Source organism: Draconibacterium mangrovi, assembly GCF_010586825.1.
Classification (GTDB): domain Bacteria; phylum Bacteroidota; class Bacteroidia; order Bacteroidales; family Prolixibacteraceae; genus Draconibacterium; species Draconibacterium mangrovi.
Map to the genome: position 1 here is coordinate 1,365,560 of NZ_JAAAGB010000001.1, position 20,985 is coordinate 1,386,544.

Consider the following 20,985-nt stretch of genomic DNA (forward strand, 5'->3'; position numbering starts at 1 on the left):
TCCTCTGACTCCCCTATTGTTGATTATTGATTTTTCCAGTTCCTTGCTTAAGGCTTTATACAAATGTAGCAATTTAGCCCAAATCTTTACATAAATTCGAACTACTAAATAAGCCAACCAGTAACCACCTGTTTTATAACATGTTGGGTGCAAACGTCACCGCAAACGTTTGCATAAACCGGTGTGTTAAAAAACGTAATTTTTTCTTAACAATTATTATACATTCGCCTCTGAATTTTAGTTTTTGTTGAACACAAAGTCTCTGTAACGAATTGATTTATTGCCTATTTAATGAGTTAAAGAGAATTTAACAAACAGGAAGATTCATAAACTAATAACATGTAAAATGAGGATTATTCGTAAAAACCTTAAATCAGTCTTGTTTTTGTTTGCCATGCTGAGCTTTAGCCTTGGTTATGCGCAGGTAAAAACAGTTACAGGTACTGTTAGCGACGCCGGTAACGGCGAGCCTTTACCTGGTGTTACCATTGTAGTTAAAGGAACTACACAAGGAACAATAACCGATTTTGACGGAAATTTCAGTATCGATGTTGAACAGGGACAAACCATTGTTCTTTCGTACATTGGTTACACACAGCAGGAAGTAGTTATTACCGCTTCAAATCTGGTAAATGTTAAGTTGGAACAATCAATGGAAAACCTCGACGAGGTTGTAGTAATTGGTTACGGACAGATAAAAAAGGACGATGCTACCGGTTCGGTCGCAACTGTTTCTTCTTCTGATTTTAACCAGGGTTCAAGTAGTTCTCCACAAGATTTGATAATGGGGAAGGTACCGGGGGTACATATACAAACCGAAGGAGGTGCGCCAGGTTCTGCTGCCAAAATCCGTATTCGGGGAGGATCATCAATGTCTGCGAGCAACGATCCATTGGTCGTAATTGACGGAATGCCGATTGATAACCGCACTATTAACGGAATGAGTAATGTTCTTACTTCTATTAATCCGAATGATATTGAAACCATGACCGTATTAAAAGATGCATCGGCCGCAGCAATTTATGGTTCGCGTGCATCAAACGGAGTGATTTTGATAACTACCAAACAAGGTTTGAAAAACCAGAAACTTAAAATTGAGATCGATTCAAAAATTAACATCAGCCAAATTAAAGAATACATTGATGTATTAAACGCCGACGAGTTCAGGACTTTGGTAAATGAAAGAGCTGCTATTAGTTCTGCCGTAAATCCTGAGTTGCTGGGCAATTCCAGCACCAACTGGCAAGATGAAATTTTCCAAACAGCCATAGGCCACGAGCATAATCTAGGTATCTCGGGGTCTGTAAAAAGTATTCCTGTTCGTGCCTCCATAGGATATACTGACCAATTTGGTATTCTAAGAACTTCGTCGATGGAGCGCAAAACCGGAACATTAAAAATCACCCCGAGCTTTTTTGACAACCATCTCTCAATTAATGCAGGTATTAAGTACATGAACATTGATAATAGTTTTGCCGATAAAGGTGCTATTGGAAGTGCCCTGCGCTTTGATCCAACAAAACCGGTATTCAACAATACAGGTATTTATGGTGGTTACACTACATGGTTAACAACCGATGGTTCAAGAAACATTAACGGAACCCGGAACCCTGTAGCCCAATTGCAACAAAAAAGTGATATTTCGGATGTTGACCGTTATATCATTGACGCACAGGTAAACTATAAATTACACTTCTTCCCGGATATTACTGCTACCTTAAAAGTAGGTTTAGACAAATCGAATAGTGATGGCTCTGTTGATACCGATCTGGATGCATCGTGGGTACGTACAGCATCTTCTGGTGTTGCCCGTGATTATACACAGGAAAGGAAAAACGAATTACTCGATTTTTACCTGACATACAAGAAAGATCTTCCGGGAATTGAAAGCCGGGTTGATGCAATGGCGGGGTACGAATGGCAGCATTTCTGGTCTGCAGCATCTGCCTACGAAGTTGACAGGTTTAATACTGTAATAGAAGATTCAAAAGATGAAACAGAGAACTACCTTGTTTCGTTTTTCGGAAGGGCTAATTACTCTTACAAAGACAAATATTTACTTACTGTTACATTAAGAAATGACGGTTCATCCCGATTTCATAAAGATAACCGTTGGGGATTATATCCCTCAACAGCACTGGGCTGGAGATTGATTGAAGAACCATTCATCAAAGAATTGAACACTTTCAGTAACCTGAAATTACGATTAGGTTATGGTATTACCGGCCAGCAAGAGCTAAACAGTGGCGATTATCCTTACCTTGGGGTTTACCAGCTAAGCGACTCAAGAACGCAATACATGCTGGGTGACCAATATTACACGCTGATCCGACCAAATGGTTTCGACTCAAGTCTTGAATGGGAAGAAACCTCCACTTTTAACGCAGCTGTTGATTTTGGGTTCATCAACAATCGTATTACAGGATCTATAGACGTTTACAAGCGCATAACCAAAAACTTGTTGAACACCATTCCGGTTCCTGCAGGCACTAATTTTACCGACCGCTTGCTAACCAATGTTGGCGACCTTGAAAACACAGGTATTGAGCTTGCAATAAATGCATTACCAGTGGTAACCAACGATTTAACATGGGAAGTTAGCTTTAATCTAACCCACAACAAAAACAAAGTTACCAGGCTAACCAATTACGACGATCCGAATTACACTGGTGTTGACGTTGGAGATATCAGTGGTGTTGGTGTTGGAAATAAAATCCAAAAGCATTCTGTAGGCCATGCACTTAATACTTTTTACGTATATCAACAAGTGTACGACACAAACGGCAAACCCATCGAAGGAGTATATGTTGACAGAAATAATGACGGTGAAATTAACGTAGACGACAAATATTACGCCGACTCTCCTGAACCTGACGTGTTTATGGGATTTTCGTCAATGCTTACCTATAAAAATTTCGACTTTGGCTTTAATGCAAGAGCAGCCATTGGCGGGCAAATATACAACAACGTGTTAGTTGGTGCCCGCTACCAGGAAATGACCGTGAATGAATACCTGACAAACCTGCCCTCCGAGATTAACAACTCGAAGTTTACGACAGCGCAGCAATATTCCGATTATTTCCTGGAAGATGCTTCATTTTTCCGGGTTGATAATATGACTTTAGGTTATAACCTTCGTGATATTCTAAAGAACTCATTTGGTTTGAACCTCAACGCAAGGCTCTACGGTTCTGTTCAGAATGTATTTGTAATTACCAATTACTCGGGATTAGATCCGGAAGTAAATAACGGTATCGACAACGACATTTATCCCCGTCCGAGAGTTTATCTGTTTGGGATGAACATTACCTTTTAACCGTTAAACTTTTATTACAATGAAGACAAAATATAGAATAACATATATAGTGATGGCGCTGGTAATGGCCTCATTCACTTTTGTATCATGTGTCAACGATTTAGACACAGTACCACTCGACGAAGATTTGCTTACTGCCGATAAACTGAACAATGACGAATCATATAAAGGAATGCTGGCCAAATGTTACGCAGCATTGGTAGTTGGCGGACAAAAAGGTGTTGATGCAGACCCCGACATTAGTAGTATTGACGGAGGTTTTTCATCGTACCTGCGCCAGTTGTGGAACCACCAGGAATTGACCACCGATGAAGCAATTTGTGCCTGGAACGACGGTAACCTTCGTGATTTACACGATATGGACTGGACTCCTTCAAACGAGTTTGTTACCGCCATGTATTACCGAATTACTTTGGAAATTGCCTATTGTAACAATCTTATTAAACTAACCAACGAACAGGATCAGTTTAAAGCATACAATACCGAGGCGCGTTTCCTCAGAGCTTTGTCTTACTGGCACATGCTCGATATGTTTGGCACTGGCCCGTTTGTTACCGATGCCCATCCGGTAGGTTCTTTCTTTTTCCCGGAACAGGCTACAGGACAACAGCTTTTCGATTACATTGAATCGGAATTGCTCGCAATAGAAAACGAATTGGCCGACCCGGGCACCAACGAATACGGTCGTGCCGACAAAGCCGCTGCCTGGATGTTATTATCGAAACTTTATTTAAATGCCGAAATTTACGTTGGCACAGAAAAATATACCGAGTGTATAACGTATACAAACAAAATTATTGGCGCAGGCTACAGCCTGGAACCGGATTATCAAAACCTGTTTTTAGCCGATAACTATCTGCGTACAAATGAAATTATTTTCCCGATTGTTTGCGAGGGAGAACATACGCAAACCTGGGGAGGAATGACTTTCATTATTCACTCCACCATTGGTGGCGACATGCCTGCTGCTGAATCAGGAGTTGACGGAGGATGGGGTGGAAACCGTACCACAAAATCGTTCGTAAACCTTTTTGATGATATCACCGGCGAAACAGACAGCCGCGCGCTATTCTGGGAAGAAGGACAAAACCTGGAAATTGGAGATATTTTTAATTTCAGAGACGGTTATGCATTACGCAAGTTTAAAAACATTACTTCTGATGGTGATGTTGGTTCGAACTTGTCACATCCCGACACCGATTTCCCGATGTTCAGATATGCTGATGCGCTACTAATGTATGCTGAAGCTGTTGTGCGCGGTGGAACAGGTGGCGATATGGCTACTGCTGTTGATTATATTAACGAGATAAGAGAACGTGCCTATGGTGATAACTCGGGAGATATTACCCAAAACGAACTTGATTTAGACTTCATTCTGAACGAACGCGGACGCGAACTTTACTGGGAATGTCACCGTCGTACAGATTTGCGACGTTTTGGGAAATTAAGCGGTGGCTCGTACATCTGGCCATGGAAAGGCGCTGTTGCAGCAGGTGCATCTGTTGATGCCAAATATGATTTGTTTCCGATTCCAAATTCGGATATAAATGCCAATCCAAATCTGAAACAGATCAATTATTAAAACTGAAAATTTGAATGAGATGAAAAAGTTTAAATACATAGTCGCACTGTTCCTGGCCATTTTGGTTTTCTCGTGCGAGGATGACATAATACAGCTGAATGATTCAGAGTATGTACCGGCAACCAATATTGAAGGGTTTGGTACCACCCTGGAGATTTCGAAAGATCAAAAAGCCGAAACAATTAATATATCCTATACACCGGCTTCGTATGGTGTAAATATTGTTGCTACACATAAATTGCAGTTTTCGGCTGCAAGCGATTTTTCAAATCCGGTTACTTTTGATGCTAATGCATCCGACAATGCATTCTCTTTTACAGTGGGTGCACTTAATGAGTTTCTTACTGAAACCTTAGCACTTCCTGTTGATGAAGAAGCTAACGTATCGGCAAGAATTATTACCTATTCACTTGAAGGGGTTGATACGCTGTATTCTTCTCCTGTTAATTTTTCAACCACTCCTTACTTAGACATTCTTTTTGCCCCTAATTCCTTCTACCTTTTTGGTGATGGTGTTGGTCGCATTGCGCAGAACAATAAGCTGAAATTTAATAAGGTTCACAGCGAGGAAGATGTGTGGACAATTGTATGGATGGAAGCTTCCGGAACATTTAAGCTTTGTTCTGATGTAAATTACAAAGGCGTAATCGGCAAAATTGGAGACCCGGTAAACGGCGAATATACGTTAGGTACTGTTGACAACCGGGGCGAAGATATACCTGTTCCGGGAACTGCAGGCTATTACACTGTTGGCATAAATCTGGCAACCAATAAACTGCTTATTGAACCTGCCAATATTTACATCTGTGGCGATAACGTAGGTGGGTGGCCTACCAGCACTGTTATTGAAGAAAACAGGTTTATGCAGAACACCGAAAACAAGACAATGACTTTAACAAAAAGTCTTGCTGGTGGTGAACTTAGGCTTCATGTTACTCACCCGTATATCTCCGGCCCCGACTGGTGGCATGCTGAATTCCTATTCTTTAATGGTAAAATAGCATACCGTGAAGATGGCGGCGATCAGGAGAGAGTAAGCGTGAATGCAGGAGAACGCACTATTACACTTGACTTTATTAATCAAACAGGTAAAATCGATTAAAAATGAAGAATCTAAAATATTTTCTAATAATTGTCCTGGCGGTTTTCACCTTTGCTTGTGAAGAGGATTTTATGACACCGCCGGTAACATCCGTGGTTGAGGGTACTCCGCCGGAGTGGACAACAGTACCTCCCTCTGATATAGATACTGTGCTATTTAAAAAGAATGAAAACGAGACGATTTTAAATCTCTCATGGTCAGCACCACTATATGCCGACAATGTGGGAGTACGCTACTACCTGCAAATAGATGCAAAAGGTAGTGATTTTGCAAATCCGATTGAATTTGACAGGATATCAGCAACTGAAATGGCGGTTACTATTGGCGATCTTAATGCCAAATTGTTAACACGCTTTGCCCCTGTTGAAGAAGTAGAAATCGAATTGCGGATTAGAGCTGCGTCTAACGAGGACCTGGCAGACTTGTACACCACGTCCTTCCCGATGATTGTTACACCATACCTTGATGTACCTGTACCTGAGGCCTTGTTTATTACCGGAACAGCAACATCGGTTGGTTTCGACAACTCGCTTGCTACTGTAAAAGACGGAGATGTATTTGTTAAATATCTTCAGCTAACAAAGGATGGAGCATTCCATTTTTCTGATAAACAAAGTGATGGTTACCTGTACAACTTTGGAAAATTTGCGAGCATATCTTCAAATATTGTTGCTGCCGGCGATGAAGACGGCAACTTCAAATTTACAGGAGAATCGGGTTGGTACGAGGTAAAAGTCGACTTTGCAAACAGCGAACTTGCCATTGCACCGTATACAATTGGCGCTGCAACTTACACAAACAACCCCGCTGAAGTATTCCTTGTTGGCGATTACAATGCGGATGTACCGGCATGGAACCCGGAAAATTCGCCACAAATGACTGAAAAAGCAGAAGGTATTTACTCCATCGAAACAACGATAAAAGACGGGGCAATGCTAAAATTTGTTGGCCAGCCAAGCTGGGGAGACCTCGACTGGGGTAACCTGGGCGGAGATGGTGCCGATGGTATTATTGGACCTAAAGGAAAAAATGGAAACATAACTTTCGATGGTGGCGATAAAACCTACATTGTAACGCTGGATTTAAATAAAGGTACATATACCGTAGAAGAAGCTGCCATTTACCTGGTAGGCGATGCAACCGAAGTTGGTTGGGATATCGCTAATGCAATTGAACTTAAATGGCGCTCGGGGCACAATGCTTACATGGGATATGTTCCGTTAAAGAGTGGTAATTTCAAATTTTTCCCGGTTAAAGGCAGCTGGGATAATGGAATGGGACGAATTAACGACTCGGAAGATCCAAAAGGTGGTTTATTAGGAGGCGAAAACAAGGATATCCCAAGTACAAACACCTCTTCTGACTATAAATTATACCGGGTTGCTGTTTGGTACGACAACGATGCAAATTCTTATAAATACTCGGTTTTAGATGCCGAAATGGTTCTTGTTGGAGATGCCACTCCTGCCGGCTGGTCAATCGACAATGGATTTAACATGGTTTATGCAGGAGAAGGCAAATGGGTAACATACGTTGACATGAACGCTTCGGGAGGTTATAAATTTTTCTACGAAACCGGAAACTGGAACTCTGGCTACAAAGAGTTTGATGCCGTAAATAATCCGGGAGAATTATCTCTTGAAGGTGGAGACCCAAATATATCCACTCCGGGAGAAGGTTATTATAAGCTAAGCATTGATACTTATAACATGACCTACACCAAAGAACCAATAGCTACAAGGAAAATGTATTTGGTGGGCTCTCCTAACGGATGGAATATAAATGCGGGTATTGAAATGACCTGGGACGATACGAATAAAGAATGGACTCTCACCACCGACCTGGCCGCAGACGATGCATTTAAGATTTTTGCAGAATCAGGCAATTGGGATAGTGGATTTAAGTTGAAGTACGGAACGTTAAATTTTGAAGGAGGAGACCCGAACATGTCAACTCCTGATGGTGCCGGAAATTACACCATCAGATTTAGCCTGGCCACAAAAACTTTAACTTTTACTAAAAACTAAATTTATAATTCAGCAGAAAGGGTTGTCCGCGCAATCGGGCAGCCCTTTTTTACCTCATATTTAACTTGTACGATGGCACATTTTCGTTTCCTTTTCGGCATTTATCTTTCGTTGCTGTTAAGTCCGGTTTTTGGGCAAATAACTACAACGCCAACACAACCGGTGGCCTCTCAAAATGTTATCGTAACTTTTGATTCCTCGCAGGATAGCCGCCTCGGAAGCTTTACCGGCGATCTTTACGCTCATGCGGGTGTAATTGTTGAAGGTAAAACCGACTGGCAACATATAATTGGCTCATGGGGCGACAACAGCACTCAGCCTAAGCTTACCAACAAAGGAAATGGAATTTATGAGTTCGAAATTACCCCCGATATTAATACTTACTATTCAGTTCCCTCAAACGAGAAAGTAGTTAAACTGGCCTTTGTATTCCGCTCTGCTGACGGATCGAAACAAACCAACGACCTCTTCGTCGACATTTACCCGGAAGGGCTTTGGGTTAGTGTTTCAACTCCTTCAGATCATTCAATACTGAAACAAAACGTGGAGACCACCATTTCGGCCAGTGCTTCTGTTGATGGCGAGCTTTCTTTGTGGCTTAACGATACTCAACTTTCGCAAACCACCGGAAAAGAAATTTCCACAAACACAACTTTCACATCAGGAGGTAACCATTGGATTATAGCCAAAATTATTACCGCTACCGAAACAGAATATGACTCGGTTCCGGTTTATATTAAAGATGATGTAAGCACACAGACCAAACCAACTGAGTACAAAAAAGGAATTAACTATACATCCGGCCAATCAGCAGCCTTGGTTCTCTGGGCACCTGAGAAAGAATTTGTATATGTAACCGGCGATTTCAACAACTGGCAACTTTCTGAAGATTACCAGATGAAAAAAGACGGCGACTATTTCTGGCTTGATATTCCAAATCTTGAAACTGGTAAAGAATACGCTTTTCAGTATTTAATTGATGGCAACCTGAGAATAGCCGATCCTTATACTGAAAAAGTGCTCGACCCGTGGAACGATCAATACATTGACAATGCAACATATCCGAACTTAAAAACTTATCCCACAGGTAAAACCGAAGGAATTAGTTCAGTGCTTCAACCCGGACAAGCAGAATACCAGTGGACCGTAAACGATTTTACTACCCCGGAAAAAGAAAAATTAGTCATCTACGAAATGCTTATCCGCGATTTTACCGAACAACACACTTATGCAGCAGTTATTGAAAAGCTCGATTACCTGGAAGACTTACGTGTAAATGTATTAGAACTAATGCCTGTAAACGAGTTTGAAGGCAACAGCAGCTGGGGGTATAATCCTTCGTTTTACTTTGCTCCGGATAAATATTACGGCCCCAAAAACGAACTGAAAAAACTAATTGATGAATGCCACAAACGAGGAATAGCAGTGGTTATTGACATGGTACTGAATCATAGTTACGGGCATAGTCCGTTGGTGCAAATGTACTGGGATGCAAGCAATAACCGCCCCGCAGCCAACAACCCCTGGTATAACCAGCAAAGCAATTTTCAAAACCCCGATGCACAATGGGGCTACGACTTTAATCACGAAAGTATTTATACCCGCGAACTGGTTGACAGTGTTAACAGTTTTTGGATGAACGAGTACAAAGTTGACGGTTTCCGTTTCGACTTTACCAAAGGTTTTTCAAACACTGTTTACGGCCCAACCGACTGGGGAAGTGCATACGATGCTGCGCGTATAGCTAACCTGAAACGCATGGCCGACGAAATATGGAAACGTAAACCGGATGCATTCGTTATTTTCGAACACCTGGCTGATAATTATGAAGAAAAAGAACTTGCCGCATACGATATCCTGTTGTGGGGCAATATGAATTACAATTACAACGAAGCATCAATGGGATTCAACCAGAATGGACAATCGGATCTGAGAGGAGCAATTTATTCTGAGCGCGATTGGTCGAAACCCAACCTAATTGCATATATGGAAAGCCACGACGAAGAAAGGCTGATGTATAAAAACCTCCAATATGGTAACAGCGAGGGAACTTATTCAACAAAAGAATTGGGCACAGCCCTTGACCGAATGGAACTAAACTCGGTATTTTTTATTCCGCTTCCAGGCCCTAAAATGATTTGGCAATTTGTCGAACTTGGCTACGATTACTCTATTGACTCGAACGGCGGACGGCTGAGCGAAAAACCGGTTCGCTGGGACTATTTAGATGAGAAAGACCGAACAGACTTGTTCCAGGTAATGGCCGGGTTAAATGAGCTGAAGCAACAATACGATGTGTTTTTGCCAGATAATACAAGTTACAGCCTGGCTGAAGCAACCAAATGGTATATACTAAGTAAGGGAAATAATCATGTTGTTGGCCTCGGAAATTTCGATGTTAGCGAAAATAATATTGCCGTTACTTTCCCTTCTGCCGGAAAATACTACGAATTCTTCAGCGGCGACTCGATTGAAATAGCAACAACAAATCAAACCTTTACGTTTGCTCCGGGCGAATACCGCCTGTATTCAACACAACAGTTTGAAGAGCCGAGTATCGTTACTGATATCGATGAACCGAAAATGATGAGTAGCGATTTGCAGGTTTATCCTAATCCTGCATCAAGTAAACTGACCATAGCTTCGGATCAAACCATTTCTACAGTTCAGCTGTATTCAATAGCCGGAACTTTACAATATCAGGCAAACGACTTACGCAAAAACAAGGTTGAAATTGATGTGCAGAATTTTACACCGGGTGTTTATTTAATCCGCGTTGTACAAAACGGAAACAGCATCACACAAAAGGTTTTGGTAAAATAGTTTTTAGTTAAAATACTGTTCAGAGGCCGGGGTAACTCCCGGCTTTTTTTATTCCCACTACAGCTGCAGTCCCGGTAACACCAAGTGCGATAGAGGGCATTTTTTTGTAAAAACACTGCCTTTCGCAGTTATCGGAGGCCATTTTCTTCAAGAAACATTGCCTTTCGCATGCGATAGAGGGCATTCGGGCGCAAAAACACTATCTGTAGCATGCGATAGGGGCCACTTTTTCGTAAAAACACTGCCTTTCGCATGCGATAGGGGCTACTTTTTTGAAAAAACACTATCCGTAGCATGCGATAGGATACACTTTTTTGCAAAAATGCCCGCTTTCAACTGCGAAAACATAGATTTGTGAAACATTTTTATGGCTGCGGTGAGCCATCAGGGATTACTTTTCAGCGGTTGCCTGGCCGCCACGGCCAAAGAGGTCGAGATTATAGCTAAACATGATTTCGTGCGTACCGCTGCTAAAGGCGCTTAACTCAGAAACGGTAATATCGTAGGCATAACCGATCGACATTTTGGGCGAGGGATTAAACTTAACCAGCATACCATACGCATCACCAAAACGATACATGGCTCCCACCCAGAATTTATCGCGGAAACCGCCCATCACAGTCAGATCAACCGAAAGAGGAGCACTTTTAACCCATCGCATCATTCCGTTTGTTTTTAGCTGAAAATCTTCGCTAAAATCAATTCGGTGTCCGGCCACAAAATACATGTGCCGCTGCTGTTTATTAATGTAATCGGTTTTTACGTCTTCGTTAATAATTATATTATCAATTAGCTTCGGAACCGATAAGCCGAAATAGGTATTTTCCGAATACAAAAACAAACCCACACCAACATTGGGCAGAAAGTTCTCGTAAATATCGTGGTTAAATACCGGGTCGGAATCAACTGTTTTAAGCGCAACAAGGCTGGCACGATAAAAACTCACCCCCCCTTTAAGTCCTAAACCCAACTTAAATTTTTCCGAAACCGGAAGAAAATAAGAGTAATCGGCATAAAATCCGGTTTGTTTCAGTGGCCCGATCTGGTCGGACATCAGCGAGAAACCTACACCAATATTCTGCTCTTCATACGAAGTATTGTAGGTAAACGAACGTGTTGCCGGAGCGCCATCGAACTCCACCCACTGGCTTCGTGCTACCATTAAAATATTTCCAATTCCCTGCGAACCGGCATATCCCGGATTTAGCACCTGCAAATTGTCCATATACTGCGTGTACATGGGATCTTGCTGAGCACTGGCCTCTTTTCCTTGTAGTAAAACCACAAGGGTAAGAATTAAAAATGCTGCTATTTTTGTTCGTCTTCCCATTATCTGTCAATATATACCGAGCCGGCAATTGGTTGTTCTCCGTTTCCTAAATCAAGTACATAAAAGTAGGTTCCGCTTGGCAGGTCGCTGTCGTCGCCACCCTGGTTCGATTTACCATTCCAAAATTGTGGCGATGTAGAAATGCCGTAACCACGAGCTTTGTAAACTGTTTTTCCCCAGCGGTTTATTATCGTAATCGAGTTCTGCTCAAACAACTCAATTCCTATAATTTCAAAATAGTCGTTTACGTTATCGGCGTTTGGAGTAAATGCTTCGGGAATAAAGAAATCGGCCGCCGTTACATACACAAAAACATTGGCATTATTGCATTTTTCGTAGGTGTTACAAATGCGGTACTGAAATACATCGCCACCCAAAAATCCATCATTTGGCGTGTAAGTTACCGTACCATCGCCGTTGATATCGACAAAACCATTAGCGGGATCCTGTAAAATTTGTAACGATAAAGGATCAAGCTCCTGCTGCGGATCTTCATCGTTCACTAGCAGATCGATCGTTACCGCCGTTCGATATTCGGTGGTATCGTAATCATCGCGGGCAATTGGCGCCGAAATAAAGCGGCTAACCACCACCGTGTCCATAGCAGTACAGCCAAAAATATCGGTAACCTGCAAATAATACGTTCCTGCAGAACCAATTTCAGGAGTTGCGGTGTTTTGTCCACTAACAAAGGTTCCGTTCGAAGTTGTCCATGCAAATTGTATTTGCTCGCCAACACTTCCCGTTCCGTTTAAAACTGCCGTTGATTCGTATTCGATCATAAAATCGTCGCCTGCTTCAGCTACTAAATCCGAAACGTTGATGGTAACCGTATCGGAATAAGTAGAATCAGGCGAAGTTGTAACCGTTAAAATGTAGGTTGTTGTTTCTCCCGGTGTAAACACTGGATTTGGAATTGACGGATCGCTCAATCCTGCACTTGGCTCCCACTGGTATGTATAGCTGTTTTCGGTAGGATAAACCGCGTTAAATAAGTAGGGCTGGCAGTTTCCGATCAAAGTATCGGGGCCGGCATAAACGGCTAGAGGTTGCCCACGTGTTTTTTCAATTTCAACTACCTGGCTGATGGTATCGGCCACACATCCGTTTCCGTCGGTAACCGTGGTGTAAAGCGTATACATTCCTTCCGGTCCGTCCCACAGAATAGTGGCTGTTGGTCCGGTTAAAGCCTGCAAATTGGTACTCGTACCAACCGATGGCTCCAATTTCCAGCTGTAAACAGCACCATCGGGATTTCCTCGTGTTAGTGCAGTTTCGTATATGCCTTCACCGCCGACTTTAATCATAGCATCGGCACTGGTGTATTCCATTTCAGGCTGCGCATAAACAGTTATCCGATGCACATCGTTTCCGCCAAGTGGTTTAATTTTCTGCCCGTTTGCATCAGTAGCTTCAAGTAATGTTATTTCAATCTGCACATCGTGCTCGGGCGCTTTCAGCATAAAACTATCGGGAACTGTAATTCCCCTGTTATCGTTATTTATCTGAAAATTAAATTCCGATCCGTTAATATCCACTTTTACCTCTACCGGGAATTTTGATGGATCGAGCTCTGCACCTTCATTATCGAGCAGTTGTAATAGCCTCGACTCATCAGGATCGGGAGTGAAACAAATTGCACTAAAACGGTTGGCAAAAGCCACGCTCCGCGCTGCCGGCAAAACAGTTACCATTACAACTTTGCGGTTGGTACAACCTGTTATATCGGTTTCAATAACATCAAGATAGTAGAGCCCGGCGCTTTTCCAACGCACACGAATTTCATTTTTATTGGCTGAAGAAGTTAGAGCGTAGTCGCTTGATTCTGCTTCGGTGTCTGGGTTAAAATTTGTCAAAACTCTCCAGGAATAGTCGCTTCCCGAATGATTTTCGACAAAATAATTTTGTTCGGCACCTTCAAAAACAACATAATCCTCCTGTGCTGCCCCGCACAGGGCAGCCAGAAAGATTATTATCAGTATGAAAAATGCCTTTGTTCTCAACTATTCAATCTGAAGTGAATGTTCGGTCTATTTCTAATTGTAGCCGATGCCACTGGTATTTGGTCGGGCAACATTGGTAGCATCACTATATGTTCCGTCTCCGTTATCGGAAACTCCGTTAATAGCTTTACCACCTGAAACACTTGCCGTTGCAGTAAAATCTTGAGCATCAGCTGCAGAGCTATTATCGTAAGTGTTTGTATTGTCAACTGCAAAGCTTACAGTAACCAGACTGTTATCTGTTACCGTTACAGTGGTACCATCCCATGATGCATTTGCAGAGAATGTTGGTGGAGTTGTTGTATAATCAAATCCTGTCGGAACTGCAAGTGCCAAATCAAATGTATAACCGGTGTAAGACGCCGATAGGTTGTTCGGCGTTATTGTAAAGTTTATTGTTGCAGTACCATGATCGTAATTAATCGTTGTTGGATCAGCAAGACTTACAACTACTGCACCATCGTAGCATTGAGTGGCATTTGCAGCAGCAATCTCAAGATAGAAATCGCTTGGCTCAGGATTAACAGGTAATACCTTTTCGTTCGAACATCCTGCTCCATCGGTTTCCAGCACATGCACATAATACATTACTGTGGTGTCAATACTTGTTGTCCAGGTAATGTTGGTGGAGGCTGCAGAAGGAGTTGCAATAACAACTTCTGTACCTGCAGAGGTTGTTAAATTTCCTTTTGTCACTGTCCACAAAATTGTGTTCCCGCCATCTCCGGGGGCAATGTTATAATTGTGAGTTGCCCCGGGAGCCGGCTCAACACCGGTACTTTGTGCGAAAACCCCCGAACTAAAAGCGGTCATAACCACCGCCGTTAAAAGAAAAATTAATTTTTTCATACTAATAAACTTTATTGTGTAATGTGTAATTTCTAATCGGTTATAATTGCTGATGTATTTGGTATGGGATTAATGATTCCGGTAGCAGTCCAATCGTCGTTATCTTTATCCGGAGTATTATATTCAAGTTCTTTTGCTTCAGTAATATTCACATCGGCACTTAATTCAGTAAATGCAGCACCTGCAAGCCTTACTGATATGGTGATTTCGTTATTTAATGATGAGGAAGGAATATCAGTTAAGGTATAAGACCCTCCACCATTATCATTTAATGTTCCTGTAGCAGACGATACATTATCAACCGTTGAAGAAACATTTCCTGAAGCTACGTTGAAAGTAATTTCCCAATTTGGATTCCATGAACTACTGCCAGTGGTCATATTCACTTTAAAATCGATTATAGAGAAATTATTACTTGCATCCGTTGTATCGTTTGCACTGTTGCAGGTTGCAACAGGATTGGAAATGCTAACATCAAATGTATTTGCCACAACATTCAGCGTAAGCTCTTTAGATGTTTCACAACCTGTTGAAATATCAGTCTCTTTAAAAGTTAACTTATACGGATTCCCGGTGGTGCTCAACCATGTAATGTTTAATGAATCACCTGTTAAATTCGCTGAGTTTACAACATAATCCACGTCCTCGGTACCTCCAGTTATTTCCCACAAAAAATCGTTTCCGGAATCCCCCGGAATTACTTTGTATCCATGTGTTGAATTGACCAATGGATTTCCTCCTCCTTGCGCCATAACCATTCCGCTTATAGCTATAAACGCTATGGTTGCAATTAAATAAGCTAATGTCTTTTTCATCTTTTTGTTTTTATCTTTTTGTTGTTTTAATCAGGTATTATTTGACCGGTATTCGGCGAAGGATTTACAGTTACTGTTGAAGAAAGATTGATATCGCAACTCACCGAGCCACTCTGAACCGAAATGACGTTTACTATTTGATCTGTCTGTGCATTTAATACGGAAACTATCACTGCTCCATCTTGAAGAACTACTGATTGATTGCTGCCCCCGTTAATCGTATAAATTACTGTTGCCCCCTCAGTACCCGCCAGGATAAACTCTGCAGTTGACCCGGAACAAACAGGGCTATTATTTGCCACGATATCAACAGCTAAAGAAGTACTAACAACCTTCGCTCTGTACGAAATGGTTGGATTTTGATCGAATGAAGAATCATAAATTTTTACGAAATACTCGCCAGGTTCAGCTACTTCAAAATCGACACCTGTTTCTCCACTAATTGCAACGCCGCTTGAATCGCACCACTGATAAGAATCTGCAGTAGTATAAATAGCAGAAAGAACAACCGAACTTTCGGCGCACAACTCTGAATGCACCGGCGTTACTCCCTTTTCAGCGTCGCCCGATACAAACAAATCGTAAATACCTGTACTATCGTTTTCATTGTCTTCCAACGAAATTATATCGCCATAATTACAAGTATTGTCGCCAGGTGGATCATAATTAGAAGTGTTGTCGCAACTAAAATCGCCACTATTATCTGAAACGGTCCCTAATATATAAAATGCAGCTTCCGGGTCAACATCCAAGACTACTTTATCACTACCGGAGGGCGCTTCGAGATTACCACCCACGATAAGCTGAGCCCCAACACTTAAATTCACTGAATTCTTAACAATTAAGTCTCCATAGATAATACAAACGGCATTCGCTTCAATAGTAAGTATTGCTCCCTGTTTCAACTCCAGGGTTCCTTTAATTATCAGGGTATCATTTTCTGCAATTACTCTTGTCTGGTTAGTTCCAACTATAACATCTCCATCAATCACAGTTTTTGTTTGCGCGGATGCTGCCAAACTTTGAAGAAGAAAAAACAAAATAATAAGGAAAAATATCAGGACAGACCGATTCCCAGTACCCGAAAGGCCTGGATCCATCATCCGCATATTGATAGCATGGGGAATAGTCAATATGTCCCTACAGCATACTGTTCGCACAATTCTTTTACTCTTACTTTTCTATCTTTTGTTCTTTCTGTTACTGCCTGCACATGACAATAACAGTTTTGCTGGCTCTCCGGGGAAGATGCAACAGTACCATTTTGGGCCTTTTTGCATAAAACCTCTTGCTTGTATTTTTACAAATCTAAAAACAACAATTACCAACATGCAATCACTCGTTTCAAATATAACAATTACAACTTGTTACACTTAAGCCGCCAAAGGTAAAGAATTAACAAAAACATGTGAATCCAGAACCCGTGACTGATGGGGTTTGTTTCATTTTGGGACAAAACTTAACATTGAGCCATGATTAATTAACACAGTTTACCACAAAATAAAAGGTCGTTATAAGCACTTTTGCTTATAACGACCTTCAAATAAAATGTAATTTTAACTTCTTATTCCGACATGTCCTGCCCTTGCGACTTAAGTTTGTTGATATCATTAACAGTAAAATCACCAAAAAATGACACAATAAAACTGTTGCCTTCCGGGTTTTCACTGGTGATAAAAACATGACACTCGGAATATTGCTTTTTCCCTCCCAGTAAATAGATCACCGCATCTGAATCATCGTCATCATCTTCGTATTTCTGATATTTAGCAGGAAGAAGCGCAATTGCTTTTTGGGTAAACTCGCTATTTTTCAAACTTCCTTTTTCAGGATTGTACGACATAAACCGAATCCGACTCAAATCGCCGGTAACATTCTTCTCATCATCATCGCCTAAATCGAGATCAATGGCATCGATCATATCTTTCGAGAACGAAAAGCTGGTTACGCCGTCTTTATTGGCAAAGGTGTCATACATTTTATCCGACTTGCTTTGTCCTGACGCCAGCAACCCGGCTAACATAAGACCAAGCGCAAAAAGTAATGTTGTTACTGTTTTCATAGCTACTTTTTTTAACAGGAAGACACTAGGTTACACAGCTAAATCTACGCTTTACACTTCGTGTCTCCGTGACTTTGTGTTTTTATTTAATCATTTTTTTCGGTCAATCCTTCCGGTTTCATTTCCCAGTATTTTCCAACCATATCGCCATCCCATGTATTCGAAACATTTTCAATATCATGAATAATTTCATCCATGTCGTTTCCAAGAAATACTGCTTTTCCTTCGGGCACCTTTACTTTTATATCCACTTCCTGGCCTCTCCATTTTGCCTCGTCGCCGATAAAGAAATACGGATCGAAATAAAGGATTGAATCGGTTCTTTCATAAGTGTACACCATTTCTTCGCACCACTGTTTTGCATTGTCGCGTGTTTTACCTCGTGATGAATAGCGAACGGTTACCACAAAATCATCGCCCGACGAACGGATAACATCCAATTGCGGATAGCCAACCACTACTTCTTCCCCATCAATAACAGCTACCTTAAAACCTTCCACATCCCAGTCAATTTCAGCGTAATCATCCAGTTTATCTTCGGCCATGCGGAGATATAAAGTCTGGCAAGAGTCGCACGAAATGGTTTCGCTTTTTGTTATCGATGAGCTTTGTTTATAGTTTCCAAACTGCCCAACCGAAAGAATTAGCAGGGCGAAAAGCGATACCAACCAAACACCTACCATCGACAAGGCAACAATTGCATTGTTCGATTTATACCTGAAAACCAGTTTGGTTCCGATATAAACAAGTGCCAATAACGGGAGGCCTGTAATCAGTCCAACCAATATCAATCCCCAGGTAACTGCACCTGGCTCAATAAAATGATTCAACATATTTGGGACATGAATTTCGGGTCCCCAAATCAGTGGCATTCCTTCAACAAACGAATGTCCAATAATCATCGACGACACCAAGCCAAGAATTCCGAAGAAACCGGACAAGATAAGGAATACACCAAACACGATTACAAATACTTTCAGAATTACCTTGAAAATATTATAAACCACGTCGCCGGCTCCTTCCATCGACTTTTTTCCTTTCGAGTAAGTATCCGATTCTTTAAACTTCTTATAGCTTTCTTTTACTTCTTTTACCTCTTCTTTAATCGACTTTTCGATGTTTTTCACGGTAGCTTCCTGGCCGCGCATTTCAAGGCGCTGTGCTGTGCTAACTGCTTTCGGCACGGCAATCCATAAAATCAAGTATGCCAGTCCGGCAGCACCCGATGTTACAAAAAACAGAATTACCAGAATGATACGCAAGATTACGGGATCCATATTAAAGTAGGCTCCCAAACCTCCGCAAACTCCGCCCAGCACCCGATGATCGGGATCGCGGTATAAACGGCGTTTGCGCTTGGCTTCCGATGCAATAGAAACATCTTCCTCTTCGCCTTCTTCCTCGGCAAAGTCTTCGGGCGTTCCCATTACCTCAACCATTTCATTTACCCACTCAACGGTAATCACCTTTTTCTCGTCTGTACTTTTCGAGCTGAAAATTTCAGCAATACGTGCCTCAATATCAGCAATAATCTCTCTTCCTTCCTCGTCAACTCCAAAATGATTTTTCAGATTGATAAGGTATTTTTGCAGCACCTCGTAGGCATCCTCTTCAATGTGAAATATTGTGCCGCTTATATTTATTGTGAATGTCTTTTTCATCTTGTTTTTTGTTTGAATTTATTAGGATGGACTAAGCTTTATTATCTCTAATTGTTTGAACTGCACTAACCAGTTCGCTCCATGATTCCTCAAGTTCGACCAAAAAATTGCGGCCGGTTTCGGTAAGCTCGTAATATTTACGAGGTGGTCCTTGTGTGGATTCTTCCCAGCGGTAAGCCAGCAACCCGGCGTTTTTCAGCCGTGTTAACAAGGGATACAGCGTTCCTTCTACCACTATCATTTTTGCTTCTTTCAACGATTGAATAATATCGCTGGCATAAAGTGGTTTTCCATCGAGAACGAGCAGGATACAGTATTCCAGTACTCCCTTTCTCATTTGTGCTTTTGTGTTTTCTATCTTCATTTTATGTCCCTTTCTATCTGTTAGTCCTCTATTTTCATCACTGTTAATTGGCTGTACCTGCTACTAAATAGCCCAGGTATTTTCCGAAACCATCCAGGCCTCCAGCTCCAGCGCTGCTTCCTTTTCTACCACCGGCTGAAAAAATGTTTCGTTCATCATCCAGTCTTCCAGCTCAAGGTTTGTTTCGGTTGCCTCGCTGTACACAAACTGAGTGGTGTTAAATCTTGAATCGTCGGTCATCCATGCTTCAACTTCCATGGCCGACTCAACTTCATTTACAAAGTAATAGTTAGCCTCGGCCTCTGCAGGAATTCCTTCCACATCTTCAATTTCAGCGGGTGCTGCCATTGCTATGGCAATATCGCCAAAACCTGTATTCTCCAATAAACGTTTCCAAAATGTTTGTGCGCTTACTGTAAAACTAATAAGAACAAAGCTAACTACTACTGCTGCTGAACGTAAAACTGCTTTCTGAACATTGTTTTTTGTTTTCATGACTTTGAGTTTTTGTTTTCTGTTTTGTTTTTTGGCTTTGCGATTTTTTCCGAAGTTCGCTCTTCGTTTCTGCTTTCTAATTGTTTTCTGTTTCCGTCATTAAGACGATTGTTTTTTGTTTCTGTTACAACTTGTAAAGAACTTTTTTTAAGAATGTACTTTTTTTTACATCGTTGTTTGCATTACAAATATATGTCATTAATCTAGTACTTTGCAACACATAGTACCATATTTTTTATTATTCCCCTGAATAATTATTTCTTTATTGCTGATTTACTGCTTCTTACAGAATTTAATATTTTTCAGAAATTTTTCAATAAAATGAAAATCTATTGGATTATTTAACAATAAGTGTCGATTTGGCCGAATACACAACGCTGCGGGACTGTTAAAATGTGAATAATATTGTTAATAACTCAAACAATTTGTTTAACAACTTAATTCGTGTTGGTTTGTTTTTACTCAGCATTAATTGGAATTTTATCTTGTTAGATGTGGGGGTAAAAGTTAAGGCATTATACACAATAAGATAACATCTATTTAACAAAAACAACTG

The 20,985-nt window shown here is 41.3% G+C and carries 14 protein-coding genes; 5 read left to right on the forward strand and 9 right to left on the reverse strand.

Annotation, left to right across the window (positions count from 1 at the left end; genetic code table 11):
• Window positions 1–346: 346 nt before the first annotated feature.
• The 5 genes from G4420_RS05605 (at window position 347) to G4420_RS05625 (ending at window position 10,850) form a co-directional block, all read left to right on the forward strand.
• Window positions 347–3,316, forward strand: a complete 2,970-nt coding sequence (locus tag G4420_RS05605) for a SusC/RagA family TonB-linked outer membrane protein (protein ID WP_163322564.1) — start codon at window positions 347–349, stop codon at window positions 3,314–3,316.
• Between the two features lie 19 nt (window positions 3,317–3,335).
• On the forward strand, window positions 3,336–4,898 hold the full coding sequence (locus G4420_RS05610; protein WP_163322565.1) for a RagB/SusD family nutrient uptake outer membrane protein: 1,563 nt from the start codon (window positions 3,336–3,338) through the stop codon (window positions 4,896–4,898).
• Between the two features lie 19 nt (window positions 4,899–4,917).
• Window positions 4,918–6,000: a SusE domain-containing protein gene (locus tag G4420_RS05615; RefSeq protein WP_163322566.1), complete on the forward strand. Its 1,083-nt coding sequence runs from the start codon at window positions 4,918–4,920 to the stop codon at window positions 5,998–6,000.
• Between the two features lie 2 nt (window positions 6,001–6,002).
• A complete protein-coding gene (locus tag G4420_RS05620) occupies window positions 6,003–8,027 on the forward strand; it encodes a SusF/SusE family outer membrane protein (protein WP_163322567.1) in 2,025 nt (674 codons plus the stop codon).
• A gap of 72 nt (window positions 8,028–8,099) precedes the next feature.
• The gene (locus G4420_RS05625) at window positions 8,100–10,850 is read left to right on the forward strand and encodes an alpha-amylase family glycosyl hydrolase (protein WP_163322568.1); all 2,751 of its coding nucleotides are present in this window, start codon (window positions 8,100–8,102) and stop codon (window positions 10,848–10,850) included.
• A gap of 391 nt (window positions 10,851–11,241) precedes the next feature.
• On the opposite strand, the gene G4420_RS05630 is transcribed toward G4420_RS05625, so the two are convergent.
• The 9 genes from G4420_RS05630 to G4420_RS05670 form a co-directional block, all read right to left on the reverse strand.
• Window positions 11,242–12,180: a PorP/SprF family type IX secretion system membrane protein gene (locus tag G4420_RS05630; protein ID WP_163322569.1), complete on the reverse strand. Its 939-nt coding sequence runs from the start codon at window positions 12,178–12,180 to the stop codon at window positions 11,242–11,244.
• On the reverse strand, window positions 12,180–14,183 hold the full coding sequence (locus G4420_RS05635; RefSeq protein WP_163322570.1) for a T9SS type B sorting domain-containing protein: 2,004 nt from the start codon (window positions 14,181–14,183) through the stop codon (window positions 12,180–12,182). Before G4420_RS05635 ends, G4420_RS05630 begins: the two co-directional genes overlap by 1 nt.
• A 33-nt stretch (window positions 14,184–14,216) precedes the next feature.
• On the reverse strand, window positions 14,217–15,032 hold the full coding sequence (locus G4420_RS05640; protein WP_163322571.1) for a pilus assembly protein: 816 nt from the start codon (window positions 15,030–15,032) through the stop codon (window positions 14,217–14,219).
• 32 nt (window positions 15,033–15,064) lie between these two features.
• Window positions 15,065–15,847 carry a hypothetical protein gene (locus G4420_RS05645; protein WP_163322572.1) on the reverse strand — a complete coding sequence of 261 codons (783 nt, stop codon included), beginning with the start codon at window positions 15,845–15,847 and terminating at the stop codon, window positions 15,065–15,067.
• 26 nt (window positions 15,848–15,873) lie between these two features.
• On the reverse strand, window positions 15,874–16,839 hold the full coding sequence (locus G4420_RS05650) for a hypothetical protein (RefSeq protein WP_163322573.1): 966 nt from the start codon (window positions 16,837–16,839) through the stop codon (window positions 15,874–15,876).
• Between the two features lie 572 nt (window positions 16,840–17,411).
• Window positions 17,412–17,909, reverse strand: a complete 498-nt coding sequence (locus G4420_RS05655; RefSeq protein ID WP_163322574.1) for a DUF4252 domain-containing protein — start codon at window positions 17,907–17,909, stop codon at window positions 17,412–17,414.
• 86 nt (window positions 17,910–17,995) lie between these two features.
• The gene (locus G4420_RS05660; RefSeq protein ID WP_163322575.1) at window positions 17,996–19,570 is read right to left on the reverse strand and encodes a PspC domain-containing protein; all 1,575 of its coding nucleotides are present in this window, start codon (window positions 19,568–19,570) and stop codon (window positions 17,996–17,998) included.
• A 31-nt stretch (window positions 19,571–19,601) separates the two neighbouring features.
• Window positions 19,602–19,934, reverse strand: coding sequence for a PadR family transcriptional regulator (locus G4420_RS05665; protein WP_163322576.1), 333 nt, complete (start codon window positions 19,932–19,934; stop codon window positions 19,602–19,604).
• A 63-nt stretch (window positions 19,935–19,997) separates the two neighbouring features.
• On the reverse strand, window positions 19,998–20,429 hold the full coding sequence (locus G4420_RS05670; protein ID WP_163322577.1) for a hypothetical protein: 432 nt from the start codon (window positions 20,427–20,429) through the stop codon (window positions 19,998–20,000).
• Window positions 20,430–20,985: the final 556 nt, after the last annotated feature.

What these genes read in the sequence shown, in the direction of transcription:
- G4420_RS05610 (WP_163322565.1), top strand. Translation starts at nt 3,336, where the DNA reads ATGAAGACAAAATATAGAATAACATATATAGTGATGGCGCTGGTAATG.
- G4420_RS05640 (WP_163322571.1), bottom strand. Translation starts at nt 15,032, where the DNA reads ATGAAAAAATTAATTTTTCTTTTAACGGCGGTGGTTATGACCGCTTTT.
- G4420_RS05625 (WP_163322568.1), top strand. Translation starts at nt 8,100, where the DNA reads ATGGCACATTTTCGTTTCCTTTTCGGCATTTATCTTTCGTTGCTGTTA.
- G4420_RS05620 (WP_163322567.1), top strand. Translation starts at nt 6,003, where the DNA reads ATGAAGAATCTAAAATATTTTCTAATAATTGTCCTGGCGGTTTTCACC.
- G4420_RS05615 (WP_163322566.1), top strand. Translation starts at nt 4,918, where the DNA reads ATGAAAAAGTTTAAATACATAGTCGCACTGTTCCTGGCCATTTTGGTT.
- G4420_RS05655 (WP_163322574.1), bottom strand. Translation starts at nt 17,909, where the DNA reads ATGAAAACAGTAACAACATTACTTTTTGCGCTTGGTCTTATGTTAGCC.
- G4420_RS05665 (WP_163322576.1), bottom strand. Translation starts at nt 19,934, where the DNA reads ATGAAGATAGAAAACACAAAAGCACAAATGAGAAAGGGAGTACTGGAA.
- G4420_RS05605 (WP_163322564.1), top strand. Translation starts at nt 347, where the DNA reads ATGAGGATTATTCGTAAAAACCTTAAATCAGTCTTGTTTTTGTTTGCC.
- G4420_RS05630 (WP_163322569.1), bottom strand. Translation starts at nt 12,180, where the DNA reads ATGGGAAGACGAACAAAAATAGCAGCATTTTTAATTCTTACCCTTGTG.
- G4420_RS05670 (WP_163322577.1), bottom strand. Translation starts at nt 20,429, where the DNA reads ATGAAAACAAAAAACAATGTTCAGAAAGCAGTTTTACGTTCAGCAGCA.
- G4420_RS05645 (WP_163322572.1), bottom strand. Translation starts at nt 15,847, where the DNA reads ATGAAAAAGACATTAGCTTATTTAATTGCAACCATAGCGTTTATAGCT.
- G4420_RS05660 (WP_163322575.1), bottom strand. Translation starts at nt 19,570, where the DNA reads ATGAAAAAGACATTCACAATAAATATAAGCGGCACAATATTTCACATT.